The sequence below is a fragment of the bacterium genome (assembly GCA_019637795.1).
Lineage (GTDB): Bacteria > Desulfobacterota > Binatia > HRBIN30 > CADEER01 > JAHBUY01.
Window position 1 is genome coordinate 779687 of the sequence record JAHBUY010000002.1, and the last position, 14392, is coordinate 794078.

At 72.1% G+C, this 14392-nt stretch carries 12 protein-coding genes; 5 read left to right on the forward strand and 7 right to left on the reverse strand.

Going from position 1 to position 14392, the window contains the following annotated elements; translation table 11 throughout:
- Positions 1-172: 172 nt before the first annotated feature.
- Positions 173-1237 carry a hypothetical protein gene (locus KF840_08670; protein ID MBX3024967.1) on the reverse strand — a complete coding sequence of 355 codons (1065 nt, stop codon included), beginning with the start codon at positions 1235-1237 and terminating at the stop codon, positions 173-175.
- 166 nt (positions 1238-1403) lie between these two features.
- Between KF840_08670 and KF840_08675 the strand changes: the two genes are divergently transcribed.
- The 4 genes from KF840_08675 to KF840_08690 all read left to right on the forward strand — a co-directional run bounded on the left by KF840_08675 (position 1404) and on the right by KF840_08690 (position 6827).
- Complete coding sequence (locus tag KF840_08675) at positions 1404-2471, forward strand: long-chain fatty acid--CoA ligase (GenBank protein MBX3024968.1); 1068 nt, start codon at positions 1404-1406, stop codon at positions 2469-2471.
- On the forward strand, positions 2468-3742 hold the full coding sequence (locus KF840_08680) for a hypothetical protein (protein ID MBX3024969.1): 1275 nt from the start codon (positions 2468-2470) through the stop codon (positions 3740-3742). The genes KF840_08675 and KF840_08680 overlap by 4 nt, the downstream gene beginning before the upstream one ends.
- A complete protein-coding gene (locus KF840_08685; protein ID MBX3024970.1) occupies positions 3732-4934 on the forward strand; it encodes an aspartate aminotransferase family protein in 1203 nt (400 codons plus the stop codon). Before KF840_08680 ends, KF840_08685 begins: the two co-directional genes overlap by 11 nt.
- An 87-nt stretch (positions 4935-5021) precedes the next feature.
- Complete coding sequence (locus tag KF840_08690) at positions 5022-6827, forward strand: hypothetical protein (GenBank protein ID MBX3024971.1); 1806 nt, start codon at positions 5022-5024, stop codon at positions 6825-6827.
- A gap of 37 nt (positions 6828-6864) precedes the next feature.
- Here KF840_08690 and KF840_08695 read toward each other — a convergent pair whose 3' ends face one another.
- From KF840_08695 to KF840_08720, 6 genes are all read right to left on the reverse strand, one after another.
- Entirely contained in the window at positions 6865-7872 is a 1008-nt protein-coding gene (locus KF840_08695) for a lysophospholipid acyltransferase family protein (protein ID MBX3024972.1), read from the reverse strand.
- On the reverse strand, positions 7856-8410 hold the full coding sequence (locus KF840_08700; protein MBX3024973.1) for a ferritin-like domain-containing protein: 555 nt from the start codon (positions 8408-8410) through the stop codon (positions 7856-7858). Before KF840_08700 ends, KF840_08695 begins: the two co-directional genes overlap by 17 nt.
- A gap of 16 nt (positions 8411-8426) precedes the next feature.
- Entirely contained in the window at positions 8427-9422 is a 996-nt protein-coding gene (locus KF840_08705; protein ID MBX3024974.1) for a lysophospholipid acyltransferase family protein, read from the reverse strand.
- Between the two features lie 67 nt (positions 9423-9489).
- Positions 9490-10506: a KpsF/GutQ family sugar-phosphate isomerase gene (locus KF840_08710; GenBank protein ID MBX3024975.1), complete on the reverse strand. Its 1017-nt coding sequence runs from the start codon at positions 10504-10506 to the stop codon at positions 9490-9492.
- The gene (gene kdsA / locus KF840_08715; protein ID MBX3024976.1) at positions 10490-11308 is read right to left on the reverse strand and encodes a 3-deoxy-8-phosphooctulonate synthase; all 819 of its coding nucleotides are present in this window, start codon (positions 11306-11308) and stop codon (positions 10490-10492) included. The genes KF840_08710 and kdsA overlap by 17 nt, the downstream gene beginning before the upstream one ends.
- 266 nt (positions 11309-11574) lie before the next feature.
- On the reverse strand, positions 11575-12165 hold the full coding sequence (locus KF840_08720) for a hypothetical protein (protein MBX3024977.1): 591 nt from the start codon (positions 12163-12165) through the stop codon (positions 11575-11577).
- Positions 12166-12595: 430 nt separating this feature from the next.
- On the opposite strand from KF840_08720, the gene KF840_08725 reads away from it, so the two are divergent.
- The gene (locus KF840_08725; GenBank protein MBX3024978.1) at positions 12596-14386 is read left to right on the forward strand and encodes a tetratricopeptide repeat protein; all 1791 of its coding nucleotides are present in this window, start codon (positions 12596-12598) and stop codon (positions 14384-14386) included.
- The last annotated feature ends 6 nt before the right edge of the window (positions 14387-14392 follow it).

Below are 14392 nucleotides of genomic sequence, written 5' to 3' on the forward strand. Positions count from 1 at the left end.
TTGTTAGGTTGCTAGGTTGTTGGTTGTTAGGCCTGAACGGCTTCTGAGACTAACAACCCAGCAACCTTTCTTGGGCAAAGCGCCAGCATCCGGCGCGCCTCCCGCCGAGCGGGATCAATCTCGAGGGCGGCTTCCCCGGCTCCCTCGCGGCCAGCCAATCGGCCGGCGCCGTTCAATGCGTGAAGAGCGGCGCCTTGCCAACCACGAAGTTGCCGATCGTCGCCTGGGCGCTGCCATAGGTGCTGCCCGGGTGGTCGGCACCGAAGATCATCGGCGTGTTGGGCGCGAACTGCAGCTCGCCCGGGTACTGGTTCCGGCCGACGACCTGATTGTCGATCGTGAGCTCCGTGCGGCCCTGCCCCGAATCGTCCTTGCCCCAGGAGAAGTTGATCGTCTTCTCCTGGCCCGCCTGCCAATCAGCGATGCGGAAGCTGATGTCGGCTTCCTTGCCGGTGTTGTCGGTCAGGATGGCGCGCAGAAACTCGCCATTCTTCACGATCTCGAGGCGATTGTTCCACTCGTGTTCCTGGCGGATCTGCACCAGGGCGTTGTCACTGGCATCGGCACCGGCCCATTCCGGCTTGAGCGTGAAGGAGATGCTGCCCTCCTTCGAGGCGTTGCCGGCGTTGGGGAACTCGACGCGGGTATTGGCCTCGACCTTGATGCCCTGGTCCCCGTTCTCCGCGTCCTTGACCTCGCCCACCGTCTGGCCATCGGCTTCGACGATGTCCTTGGTGGTGTCCAACTTGAGCGCCACGTCGTCGCCGTTGTCGCTCTGCACCGGGCGGTCGAGATCGCTCTTCGTCGGCGGCCGTGAGCTCAGGGACTCGACCAGATCGGCCTGCCGCTCCGCTTTCGGCGCGACGCGCCCGGCGCCGCCGATGTCCGCCACCGTGGCGCCGCTGCCGCCCTTGCCACCGGCGGAGCTCCCGGAAGTCCCGACCGATCCGCCCGCGCGCGCGCCGCCACCGACCACGGCCGCCGAGCCGCCGCGGCCCGCGAACCCCCCGGAGCCGCCGCTCGCTCCGCCAGATCCGCCGCCAAGCGATCCGCCGCGGGTGCCGCCGACGCCGGCCGGGCCGCCGAGGCGGCCGCCACGCCCGTCCGAGCCGCCGGCATAATCCCCGAGCCCGGTTCCCGGATGGCCGGCGCGGTCGGTCGCTGACAGCGCGGCCAGTTGGGCGTCCTCCGGACTCTCCGAGAAGAACCGCAGCGCGAACAGCGCGACCGCGGCCACGACGATGGCGATGACGACGAAATTTCCCCGTTCCATAGGCCCCGATGTGTCCCTGTGGGCGATGCTGGCTGGCGTCAGTCAACGTGTCAAGTTGCCGTCTCGCGTCGGCGCGCCGCACCGGGGCCGCGCCGTTGAAGCGACCGCGAGCCCAGGCTAGCGTCGCCCGGTGGAACCGCTCTACGAGCGCGTCCTGGCGTTCATCGCCGACCCCGCGGTCGACCGGTTCGAGGACCTGGCGCTGGCGACGTTCGCCCATCAGTTCGCACACTGCGCTCCCTACCGGGACTTCGCGCGCCGCCGCGGCGCCACCCCCGACTCGGTGCGCGACTGGCTCGGGATTCCGCCCGTCCCGATGGTCGCGTTCAAGCACGCCGAGCTGACCTGCGGCGCGCCACAGCGCATCTTCCTGTCGAGCGGCACCACCCGCGGCGCGGCCCTCCGCTCCCGCCACCTGTTGCCCGACCTCCGCCTCTACCGCGCCGCGGCGCTCGCTGGTCTGCGTCGCTTCCTCTTTCCCGACGTCAGCCGCATGCGCCTCGTCTCCCTCATTCCGTCGACCGAGGAGCAGCCGGATTCCTCGCTGGCGCAGATGGTCGCCTGGGCCCTGGAGGAATTCGCATCCGACGGCGGGTATGCCGCCGACGCCGACGGGCTGGCCGTCGACCGCCTGGTCACCGCCCTGGAGGCGAGCGAGCGCGAGGGGCAGCCGCTGGCGATCCTGACCACCACCGCCGCGCTGCTGCGCGCCCTCGACGCGCTGCGCGATCGCGGTCGCGCCTTCCGCCTGCCGCACGGCAGCCGGCTGATGGATACCGGCGGCGACAAGGGCGCGCCCCGCCGCCTGTCGCGCAACGGTCTGCTGCATGCCGTCTGGGGCGCCTTCGCGATCCCCGGATACTTCGTGGTCAATGAGTACGGCATGGCCGAGCTCTCCAGCCAGTACTACGACAGCGTCGTGGCCGATCGCGTCGCCGGCCAGCACGCGCCGCGCCGCAAGCTCGGCCCGCACTGGGCCCGTGCCCGCCTGCTCGATCCGACGACCCTCGCTCCCGCCGCGCCCGGTACCGTCGGGCTCGTCTGCCACGTCGACCTCGCCAACGCCGGCAGCGCCATGGCGATCCTCTCCGAGGACCTCGCGGTCGCCGTCGCCGACGGCTTCGAGTTGCGCGGTCGCGCTCCCGGCGCCGAGGAGCGCGGCTGCTCGCTCGCCGCCGCGCAATGGGACGCGGCGTGACGGCCTCGCTCACGGCGGTTCAGCCTTCCCGCGTCGGCAGCGATGACACGACCCCGGCGGAGCTGGCGCGGGTCATCGCCGCCCTGCGAGGCGTTCAACCGCAGCTCGCCGGGCGTTCGCGCCAGGCGACGATCCAGACGCTGGAGCAGGTCGCGGCCGACTGGATCGCGCCGCATTCGTCCTGGCTGGAACGCGCCGTCGCCGTTCTGCCCGCGGCCACCGGCTTCTCGGGGCCGATGATTCGCCGCGCGCTGCCGACCATGCTGGCACCGCTGGCCGCGCCGGCGCTCGCCGATCTCGTGCGGCGCGAAGCCGGCGACCGGCAGGGGCCGGCGCTCGCCCTGCACGTGCTGCCCGGCAACCTCCCCGGCATGGCGGCGATCCCGGCTGCGCTCTCGCTCGCGGTCGGCGCCGCGGCGCTGCTCAAGCCCGGTCGCGGCGACCGGCAGTTCCCAGGCCTCTTCATCGCCTCGGTCGCGGCCAGGGATCCCGAGCTCGCCGCGTGTCTCGCCGCCCCCTACTGGCCCGGCGGCGATCGCGCCTGCGAGGACGTCGCGCTCGCCGCCGCCGATCTGACCGTCGCGTCCGGCGACGACGCCACCGTCGCCGACCTCGCCCGCCGCAGCCGCGGCCGTTTCATCGGTCACGGCCATCGCATCAGCTTCGCCGTGGTGACCGCCGGACTCGCCGGCGACGCGGCCACCGCCGCCGACCTCGCGTTCGACACCGCCGTCTGGGATCAACGCGGCTGCCTGTCGCCGCAGCTCTGCTTCGTCGTCGGCGAGCGGGATGCCGCGCTGGCGCTCGGCGCCGCCGTCGCCGGCGAGCTGGCGCGCCTCGCCGACATCCTGCCGCCGGCACGGCTCGGGGTCGGCGACCGCCTCGCCATTCGCCGCCTGCGCGACGAATCCGAGTGGGCGACGTTCGCTGGCGAACGGGCCCGCGTGTTGGCGGCGGCCGACGAGGCCGCCGGAACGGTGATCGTCGAGCCGCGCCCGGCGTTCCGTCCGTCGCCGCTCGGGCGCACCCTGCGGATCATGCCGATCGCCTCCGTCGAGGCGCTGCGCGACCTGCTGTGGCCGTTGCGCGGCGTGCTCGAGGGTGCCGGCGTCGCCGCCGAGCCGGGGCGCCGGCTGGCGGTGACGGCGGCGCTCGAAGCGTGCGGCGTGCATCTGGTCAGTCCGCTGGGGGCAATGCAGCGGCCGCCGCTCGCGTGGCGTCAGGGCGGCCGGGCGCGTCTCGGCAGTTGGTTCGACGGCGATGCGTCCTGACGAGCTGCGGCGCGGGTTCCTCCGCCACGTCTGTCAGACTTCGGCCGCGCCGCTCGGCATCGTCGTCGCGCGGGCCGAGGGAGCGACGATCTGGGATGCCGACGGCCGCGCCTATCTCGACCTCCTGTCCGGCATCGGCGTCGCCAATGTCGGCCACGGGCATCCGGAGGTGGTCGCCGCAGTGCGGGCACAGGCCGAGCGCTACCTGCACGTCATGGTGTACGGCGAGGCCGTCGAGGAGCCGCAGGTGCGCCTGGCGCAGCGGCTGGCGGAGCTGGCGCCGGGCGACCTCGACGTGGCGTTCTTCTGCAACAGCGGCACCGAGGCGATCGAAGGCGCGATCAAGCTGGCGCGCAAGGCGACCCGCCGCTTGCGCCTGGTCGCCTTTTGCGGCGGCTATCATGGCGACACCCTGGGCGCGCTGTCGCTGTGCGACAGCCCGGTGTATCGGCCGCCGTTCGAACCGCTGCTCGGCGACGTCGAGTTCCTGCCCTTCGACGACCACCGCCAGCTCGACCGCATCGACGACCGCGTCGCCGCCGTCGTGGTGGAGCCGATCCAGGGCGAGGGCGGGGTGCGCGTGCCGGGTCCCGACTTCCTGCCCGCGCTGCGCGCCCGCTGCGACGCCGTCGGGGCGCTGCTGGTGTTCGACGAGGTGATGACCGGCTGCGGCCGCGCCGGCACCTGGTTCGCCTGTCAGCAGTGGCAGGTCGTGCCGGACGTGTTGGTGCTGGCGAAGGCGCTGGGCGGCGGCCTGCCGCTCGGCGCCTTCGTCGGGCGCGCGGCGCTGATGGCGAGCCTGTCGCACGACCCGCCGCTGGCGCACGTGACGACATTCGGCGGCCATCCGCTGTCGTGCGCCGCCGGCCTCGCCGCGCTGGAGGTGATGGCGCGCGAACGCCTGCCCGAGCGCGCGGCCCAGGTCGGCGCGCACTGGCGCGCGCGGCTCGACGCCCTGCGCAGCGCCCGGCTTGTCGACGTGCGCGGGCGCGGCCTGTTGATCGGGTTGGAATTCGCCGGCGCGCAGGACACGGCGGCCTTCTGCCGCGCCGCCTTCGCGCGCGGTCTGATTCTCAACTGGACCCTGCACCGCGACACCGTCGTCCGCCTGGCGCCGCCGCTGACCATCGGCGACGACGACAGCGAACGCGCGCTGGCAGCGATTGCCGCGGCGCTGCGCGACCTCGGGTGAGCGTCGCGCGGGCGGCGCAGCGGAGAGCCGCTCCGGTCGACCAGAAATCTCTTGTCCGCAGCGGCGTTGCCGTGGTAGCCGGCGCGCATGGCAGCACCGTGGTCGGCTGCGGGCAGCGCCGCCGCGTTTCTCCTGTCGGTGGCGTGCGCGGTTGCCGCGCCCTACCCGGTCGCCGACTTGGCGCCCGGCGCGGCCGATGCCGACATCGATACGATCCGCGCCGCCGGCACATCAGTGGTATTCCGGCGCGGCGGGTCGAACCTCTGGGGTAGCGACGGCACCAGTGCTGGTACCGTGCAGCTACGCGCAGGCGCCGTCGCCAATCTGACCGAGCACCATGGACGGGTCGCCTTCACCGCGCCGAGCGCCAGCGGGCCGTTCGAGGACCTCTGGCTCACCGATGCCACGGCCGCGGGGACGACGCTGGTGGCAACACTCAACGGCGATGGGGTTTGTTCGGTGTTCGGCGGACCGTGCACGGGCTGGCATCCCATCATCGACTCGCTGACGTCGGTGAGCGGGCTCCTCTACTTCCGGCAGGACGGGTTTGGCGTCTGGCGCAGCGACGGCACCACTGACGGAACCTTCCGTGTCGGCCTCTACGCACAACGCGTTTGTTCCATCGGCTGTTTCTGTTGCTTCTACATCGGTGCCGACCTGTCGCAGTTCACCGCGGTCAACCAGCGGTTGTATTTCAGCCGCACGGACGGCTACCTCACCGAATACTCGCTCGAGTCCAGCGACGGCGCTGCTACCGCGCCGCTGCTTGCCGGCACCGCCGCGAGTGCCATGGCGGGTGCCGGCGGCCGGCTGTTTTTCGTCGCCGCCGGGGTGCCGACGGCGCTCCAGGTGCACGACGGCAATGGCTTCCGCTGGCTCGGCCTGCTCGGAGATGGCACGCAGGCGGCAACCCAGCTCACCGCGTCGGGCGGCCTGCTCTATCTCATGGTCGGTGCGGGCACAGCCAGCGCCGCGCTGTGGCGGAGCGACGGTACGCCGGGAGGAACCTTCGTGGTGTTGCAGGGCGACGCCGCCGATTTGACCGCTTTCGACGGCGGGCTCGCTTTTCGGCGGATCGCCGCCGGCGGCGACCAGCTCTGGCATACCGATGGAACGGTCGCCGGGACTGCGCTGGTGAGCGCGCTGGCGCCGAGCTCGCTGACGGCGGTCGGCGGCACGTTGTTCTTCGCCGCCAGCGACGCGGCGGGGGCCGAGCTCTGGCAGAGCGACGGGACGGCCGCCGGGACGTCGCGGGTGGCGGACTTGGTGCCGGGTCCGGACGGCTCCGCGCCGGCCGATCTCACCGCCGCCTGCGGGAGGCTCTACTTCACCGCCAGCACGCCGGCGACCGGTCGCGAGCTGTGGGCGCTCGACGTCGATCCGGGAGCGTGCCCGGTTGCCGAATCCGACTGCGTCGCCGACGCGCAGTGCGCGTATCCCTGCGGCACCGGTCACTGCGACGCCGCGACCGGCTGCTCGGCGTCGCCATACGCCTGCTGCGGAGCCGCGCAATGCGACGATGGCGATGTTTGCACGATCGATACCTGCCGGCACATTCTCGGGTGCCAGCACACGCTGCTGCCGGGTCTCGACGCGATCACCTGCCTGCTCGGAGCCTCCGGCAGCGAGGCAGCACGCTGTCCGGGTGAGACGCTCTCGGTCGCGACCGGCCGTCGCTTCGATCGCGTGCGCTCGCGCTTGGCGCAGGCCGCCGCGCAGATGCAGCCGACGCAGGCGCAGCGGCGGGTCATGGCGGCGATCCGCGCCCTGGACCGTGTCCAGAGTCGCATCGACGGCGAGTTGCGGCGCGCCGCTGTCTCCGCCGCGTGCCACGGCGCGCTCACCGATATGGTGGTCACCGCCCGTGCGCGGGCCGCGGCGTGGCAACCCTGAGCGGAGCATCAGCGCCGCCGCCCTGACACGCCGGCGGTCAGTAGATGCGCGGCTCGCCGACGGGGCGGGTCTTCCAGCGCTTGTGGAACCAGATCCACTGCTCGGGGTAGCGACGCAGCATGGTCTCGAACACCGCGTTGCAGCGGCGCGTGTTCTCGATGACGTCGGCGTCGCGATCGCCGCTCCTCGCCAGCTCCACCTCCGGCAGGACGACGATGCGGTGCTGGTCGCTGGTGCCGTCGCGCACCAGGAACACCGGCACCACCGGGGCGCCGCTCAGCATCGCCAGGCGGGCGGGGCCGGGGGTGGTCGACGCCGGCCGGCCGAACAGGTCGGCGAACACGCCGTAGCGGCGGGTCTGGTTCTGGTCGGCGGGGATGGCGACGATCTGGCGTCGACGCAGGGCCCGCAGCGCCGCCTTGGCCGCGCTCTTCTTCGGCAGCGACACGGTGCCCGCTCGCTCGCGCAGGCTGGTGATCGCATCGTCGACCAGCTCGTTGTTCATCGGCCGGTGCACGAGCGTGATCGGATGCCCGAGGAGTCCGTGGGCGTAGGCGAGCAGCTCCCAGTTGCCGAAGTGGCCGGTGAGGATCAGCGTGCCCTCCCGCGCCGCGCGATCGAGCGTCGCCTGCCAGCGATCCGGATCCTCGACCGAGACGTAGTCGTGTACGGTCTGCGCCGTCAGCGACGGGAGGTGGCAGATCTCGGCCGCGGTGCGGCCGAGGTTGCGCACCGATGCCCGCAGCAGGGCGCGGCGCTGGGCGGGGGTCTTGTCGGGAAAGGCGATGCCCAGGTTGATCAGCGCGATGGCGCGGTCGCGGCGATCGAGCAGATAGAAGAGATCGCCGAGCAGGGCGCCCAGCCGCAGCGCGAGCGCGCGCGGCAGGATCGCGAAGGCGCCGATGGCGGCGCGGAAGATCAACAGCTCGAGGCGATCGCGGAAGGATGGCGCCGCCGCGGGCGCCATCGCGTCGGCACGATGGGTCGCGACGGCCTCGACCTGGCCCTCGCTCTGCGGGCGGGGGACGTCAGGCGACGGCGTCACCGAAGACGGCGATCTCCTTCGCCTTCAGCTCGCCGTAGACCTCGGCGTCGATGCGCCGGTACTTCTCGATCGCCTTCTCCGCCAGGCTCTCGTCCCCTTCCTGGCGCGCCAGCTCCATCAGCTTGTTGCGGATCCACGACATGTGCCACTTCTCGTCGTTGGTCACGTCCTTCAGCACTTCGAGCGTCTGCGGATCCGGGTCGTGGTTCTCGATGTGCTCGAGGTAGCGCGCGAACGAACGCTCCTCGACGACGACGGTCAGGGCGAGGATCTCGAGGATCGAGCGCGGCACCGTGCGCAGGCCGACGCGCTTCTGGTAGCCGTCCTCGATCTTCATCGGCTCGCCGCCCATGTCGTTGATGCGCTTCGTCCACAGCCAGGCGTGGCGCGTCTCGTCGGCGAGGTGCAGGGCCAGCTTCACCTGCGCATCCGGGTCGTCCATCATCTTGATGAGCCGCAGCAGCAACGTCGCGCCATGCAGCTCGGCGTCGCGGTAGTAGCTCATCAACTGAATCATGCGCGGGTCTGGCGTCGGCATCAGCGAACCTCCGATATTACGACAAAACAGTATTCTGGTAGTGAAATTCAGCGTCCAGATCAAGTCGCGGCACCGGCCGGCGGCGCCAGCGCTTGTGCCACCAGACCCATTCGGTCGGGTTCTCGCGCACCTGCGCCTCGATGATCTCGCCGCAGCGGTGCGTCAGCGTGACCACGTCCGCGCGGCGGTCGCCGCTGCGCGGCGGGTGGAGCGGCGGCAGCACGGTGAGCTGGTGGCCTCCGTCGGGTCGGCGGCGGGCGAAGGCGGGCACGATCGGCAGATCGCGGCGGACCGCCAGCGCGGCGGCGGCCGCCGGCGTGCGCGCCGGGCGGCCGAAGAAGGGCACCGACACTGACGGGGCCTGGATGTCCTGGTCGATGAGCAGCGCCAGGACGCCGCGCTGGCGCAATACCTGGAGGATCTCGCGGCCCGAGCTCGGGCTCTCGCGGATGATCGCGCGGACGCCGTTGCGGGCGCGGAAGTCGACCAGCAGCCGGTTCAGCCGCGGGTCGTTCATCTGCTTGGCGATGCCGGCGATGGGGATGCCGCGCCCGGCGAAGTAGGCGGCGAGGATCTCCCAGTTGCCGATGTGCCCGGTGACGACGATCGCGCCCTTGCCGGCTTCGAGGACGGCGCGCACGTGCTCCCAGCCGTCGACGGTGACGTAGCCGTCGTCGAAGCGGCGCTTCAGGTCCTCCATGTGGGTCACTTCGACGAAACAGCGCGCCGCGTTGCGCAGGGCGGCGCGGGCGATCCGTTCCTTCTCGTCCCGGCTCAGCGCGTCGCCGTAGGCGACGTCGAGATGGGCCAGGGACCGTTCGCGGGTCTTGCGGTCGACGGCGTAGATGATGTCGCCCACCCGGTCGGCGAGGCGGAGCGCCGTGGCCAGCGACACCTGCCGCGGCAGCCAGAGGGCCACGCGCACCGCATGGTAGGTCAGCGCGTCCTTGCGCCGGCGGACGAATCGCCGCAGCCGATGCGAGCGCCGGTAGAAACGGCGGAGCGGGTTCACGAACGCTCAGATGACCACAGTTGGCCGTGGAAGGGGAGCCCGGCGGCGGGGATCTCCCGCGCCGCGGCTACGCGACGCCGGCCTTCAGGATGTCGTGCAGGTGGATGACGCCGGCCGGCCGCCGGCTCCCCGGCGCCAGCACGAACAGCGAGGTGATGCTGTGGCGCTCCATGTCGGCCAGCGCGCGCGCGGCCAGCGCATTCGGCTCGATGGTCTTCGGGTTGGCGCTCATGAGATCGCGCGCCGCCAGGCGGTGGGGTTCGCGGCCGCGCTGCAGGCCGCGGCGCAGATCGCCGTCGGTGACGATGCCGATCAGCTCGCGGTTGGCGTCGACCACGCCGGTGACGCCGAGCCGTTTGGCGGTGATTTCCATGACGGTGTCGGCCATCGGCGCGTCGGCGTGCACCAGCGGCAGGTCGTCGCCGCGATGCATGAGCTCGCCGACCGTCAGCAGCCGGCGGCCCAGACTGCCGGCCGGGTGCAGCGCGCCGAAATCGCTCTCGCCGAACCCGTTGCGTTCGAGCAGCGCCACCGCCAGCGCGTCCCCGAGCGCCAACGCGGCGGTGGTGCTGGCGGTCGGCGCCAGGCCGAGCGGACACGCCTCCGCGGGAACGCTGGCGTCGAGCACGACGTCGGCGGCGCGCGCCAGGGTCGAGGTCGGGGCGCCGGTGAGCGCGATCACGGTCAGGTCGTGCCGCTTGAACATCGGCAGCAGCCGCAGGACCTCCTCGACCTCGCCGCTGTACGAGACGGCGAGGACGACGTCCTCCTTGCCGACGATGCCGAAATCGCCGTGCACCGCCTCGGCGGCGTGCAGAAAGCTCGCGGACGTGCCGGTGCTGGCCAGGGTCGCCGCGATCTTGCGGCAGATGAGGCCCGACTTGCCGATGCCGGTGACCACCACCTTGCCGCGGCAGGCGGCGATCAGCTCGACGGCGCGATCGAAGCGCGCGTCGAGCCGCTCGCGCACCGCCTGCAGGGCGGCGATCTCGATCGCCAGCACGCGGCGGGCGCGCTTCAGCGCCTCGCTGTCGGCGGGGCGGCGGGCGCGCGGGGCGCGATTCGCCTTACGGGGCAGCGGCATCGATCCGCACCAGCTCGTCGAGCAGCGCCGGCAGCTCGGCCAGCGGGTAGGAGTTCGGGCCGTCGCTGAGAGCGCGGTCCGGATCCTCGTGGGTCTCGAGGAAGACGGCGTCGACCCCCACCGCCACCGCGGCCCGCGCCAGCGGCCGGATGAACTGGCGCTGGCCGCCCGACGCGCCGCCCTGTCCGCCGGGGAGTTGCACGCTGTGGCCGGCGTCGTACACCACCGGATATCCGAAGCTCGCCAGCACCGGCAGGCTGCGCATGTCGGCGACCAGGTTGTTGTAGCCGAAGCTGGCGCCGCGCTCGGTCACCAGCAGGTGCGGGTTGCCGCTCGACGCGACCTTCTCGAGCAGCGGCCCGATGTCCCAGGGGGCGAGAAACTGGCCCTTCTTGACGTTCACCGGCTTGCCGGCGCGCGCCACGTCGAGCAGGAAGTCGGTCTGACGGCAGAGGAAGGCGGGCGTCTGCAGCAGGTCGGCGACCTCCGCCACCGCGGCCGCCTGGCCGATCTCGTGCACGTCGGTGACCACCGGCACGCCGATCTCGCGCCGCACCTCGGCGAGAATCCGCAACCCGTCCTCGAGGCCCGGGCCGCGCGGCGAGGTCAGCGAGGTGCGATTGGCTTTGTCGAAGGACGATTTGTAGACGAACGGCACGCCGCGCCTGGCGCAGATGTCGCGCATCGCCTCGGCGTGCCGCAGGGCGCTGTCGCGCCCCTCGATGACGCAGGTGCCGCCGATGAACGCCAGCGGCTGCCCGCCGCCGATGCGCACCGCTCCGATCTGGACCTCACGCGTCATCGCCGAGTAGGGAAACCACAGATGGACCCGGATGGCCACCGATGCGAGCACCGGCGCCGGAGCGACGGGTCGGTCGCACGGAGCCCGACGGGAATCCGATCCGGTGACGCCTCGGATCGGGGGGCTGCGGTGGCCCACCGAGGAGCACTACCAGCAGCCGCGGTGAGGGGAGTTGCTGACCGAGCGGGTCGAAGGACCCGGAAAGGTCTCGAACGACGCCGGGGGGAGCAGGCGCTCCCCCCGTGCCGTTCGCCGAAACAGCCGAATTACAGGGTGGCAGCCGCCGAGCCGCCAGTCAGACCGAAGGTGATCTTCTTGACGCCCTTGGCGCCGCAGGCGGTGCCGATTTCCGTCAGGGTCTGATCGGTCTCCACGTACACGCTCACCGGATTGCCGTTGAACGAGCCGGCGGTGACACTGCCCGACAGGGCGAAGCTGCCGTGCATCAGATCGCCGGAGAGGCCGCCGGTCTGGGTCGAGAAGGTGATGGTGGAGGCGTTCAGCTTCGGGCTGCCCTTCGACACCTTCCACTTCACGGACAGCGAGATCGTGCTCGGCTGCGGGCCGAGGAGGTTGGCGCAGTCGTTCGACGTCGTCGTGCCGGTTCCCTTGGCCTTGAAGCTGACGACATTGGCGCCGTCCATCGTGCCGCCAGTGCAGCCGTCGCCCTTGGCCTTCGCCTTCACCGAACCGGCGCTGGTGCCGCCGGTGACCAGGGCCGGCTTGAGCTTGATCGACCCGTTGATCGAGCAAGTGCCGACCGTGCCGGTTCCGTCGGCCGGCGGGCCGGCGAGAGCCGTGCCGGCCATCGCGACCGCTCCACAAACCAATCCGACCACAAAGATGTTGCGCTTCATTCCCTGTCCCCCTTCCGGGTGGAGCCGCGCCCACCCGTGTCTGGCTCTGCGCGACGGTTTCTGCCGCGCGCCGAGGCGTTTATTGACGACACATCCCAGCGGCCACGTTCCACAACGCGCCGCGTCAGATCGACTATTGAGAGCGAAAGAGCGAAACCCCCCTAACGCGCATACGGTTGCATGATCCCAGGGGTATCGGCAAGAGAAAAATTGCTGCATCGGCCCGGTTCGAGGCGGTCCGGGCTCCCCCTGCGGACCCCGGACGGCTTCCGTGCGCGATCTGGCGGCGGCCGAGGCGGAGGTACCCCGCGGACCGGCTCCGCGGCCGCCGTCCGCGCCGCTCGAGCGCGACGCCGGAACGGGAATTGACAAACCCCCCGCGGACGGCGATGCGGGAGACCTTTCCGGCCGGCGGAGCGACATTCATCTCGTGCCCGATCCCAACCCCACCGAACCTGGGTCGCCCGTCGCGGACGTCGCCACGCTGCTCGAGCAGCACCGCTACGACGACGCGCTCGCCCTCCTCGATCGCGCCATCGCCGAGGGCCCGAAGGACCCCGGCCTGCTCGAGCGCAAGCTGGCGCTGCTCTATGAGCTGGGGCGCCTGCACGATGCGATGGCCGTGGGCCGGGAGCTCGCCCGGCGCGATCCGTCGGGCGAGTGGCTGGTGCGGCTGGCGCGGATGCATGCCCGCTGCCACGACGACTTCGGCGCCGCCGACCTGCTCGCCGCATCGCTGCAGCGCCAGCCCGTTCCCTTCGATCGCGCGCTCTTCGCCGCCGGCAACTTCGCCTCGACCGAGCGCTACGACGACGGGCTGGCGGCGCTCCACGATGCCGTCCGCGCCCCCGGCGTCGCGGCGGAGCAGCGGCTGTTCGCGGCGCAGCAGTTCATCGCCCTCGGCGACCTGGCGGCGGCCGAGGAGCAATTGCAGCTCGCCGCTGCTGTCCAGGCGGGCGAGGCTCGCCTGCAGCAGGCGCGCCTCTGCCTGTGGCGTAACGAGGTCGCCGCCGCCGCGGCGATGGTGACCGATCTCGTCGCCGGTCCGCGGCCGCCAGCGACGGCCCTGGTGATCCGCGGCGTCGCTCGCCTGCGGCATGGCGATCTCGCCGCGGCCGAGGCCGATTTCAGCGCCGCCATCGCGGCCGATCCGGCCGAGCCGACGGCCTGGTGCTGGCGGGCCGAGACGCGACTGCGCGCCGGCGTTGCGGGCGAGGCGCTCGCCGATGCCACGTACGCCACCGATCTGCCCTCCTCGTTCGATCCCTTCGTGGTCAATCTCCTGCGCGTGCTCGCCAACATCGAGCACGAACGGGTGCCGCACATCGCGCCCTTCGTGCTCGAACCGCTGCGCGAGGGGCTGATCCGGCTCTGCCCCGGCTGCGAGCCGGCGCTCGGTCGCGGCGACCCGCGCGAGATCGCGGCGCTGATATGGACGGCGCTCGATCGCCTGGGCGGCAATCGCAGCCCCACGCCGACGATGATCGAAGCCGACGGCAGCCTGTCGCGGCTCCGGCTCCGCGCCTCGCCCCGCTGGCGCGCTTCGTGGGCGCTGGCGACCATCCAGACCGCCGGCGTCGACGAGGCGCGGCGGCGGCTCGACGCGGTGGTCGCCGACAGCCCGGGCTCGCCGATCGCCCTCTGCTATCGCGGCGAGCTCGACCTGTACCTGGGCGACTATGCCGCCGCCGGCGGCTTCTTTCGCCGCGCCATCGCGGCCGACGAGACGACCCGCTGGGCGTACATCGGGTCGATGGCGGTGGCCCTCTTCACCGAGGGACCGGAGGCCGCGATCGCGCTCTGGGAGCGGGCGCTGCCCTTGGCCCAGAGCCCGGGGCCGACGCTGTTCGGCTATCGCGGCGAAGCCTACCGGCGCGCCGGTCAGCTCGACCTCGCCGTCGCCGAGTTGGAGCACTCGGTGCGCACCAGTCCGACGCGGATCGGGTCGTGGCTGAACCTCGGCCTGGCGCACCTCGCGGCGGGATCGGTCGCCGGGCTGCACGCGGCGCTCGACGAGGTGAAGCGCCGCGCCCCCGGCTTCGTGACCGACGCCGCCGGCGAGCTGGCGATCCCGGTGTGGCGCGCGGATCCACTGCCGGCCGATGCGGCGGCCGCGCTCTGCGAACACATGCTGGCGATGCTGCGCGGCAATCGCGGCTCGACCTACGTGTCGTATTTCACGCGCGCCGGCGCCCTGCGCTTCGTGCCGCGCACGGACTGACCGCCG

Bases quoted from the DNA above. Each gene is read 5' to 3' on its own strand.
- KF840_08710 (MBX3024975.1), bottom strand. From the start codon at position 10,506: ATGCCGCTGCCCCGTAAGGCGAATCGCGCCCCGCGCGCCCGCCGCCCC.
- KF840_08700 (MBX3024973.1), bottom strand. From the start codon at position 8,410: ATGCCGACGCCAGACCCGCGCATGATTCAGTTGATGAGCTACTACCGC.
- KF840_08685 (MBX3024970.1), top strand. From the start codon at position 3,732: ATGCGTCCTGACGAGCTGCGGCGCGGGTTCCTCCGCCACGTCTGTCAG.
- kdsA (MBX3024976.1), bottom strand. From the start codon at position 11,308: ATGACGCGTGAGGTCCAGATCGGAGCGGTGCGCATCGGCGGCGGGCAG.
- KF840_08690 (MBX3024971.1), top strand. From the start codon at position 5,022: ATGGCAGCACCGTGGTCGGCTGCGGGCAGCGCCGCCGCGTTTCTCCTG.
- KF840_08720 (MBX3024977.1), bottom strand. From the start codon at position 12,165: ATGAAGCGCAACATCTTTGTGGTCGGATTGGTTTGTGGAGCGGTCGCG.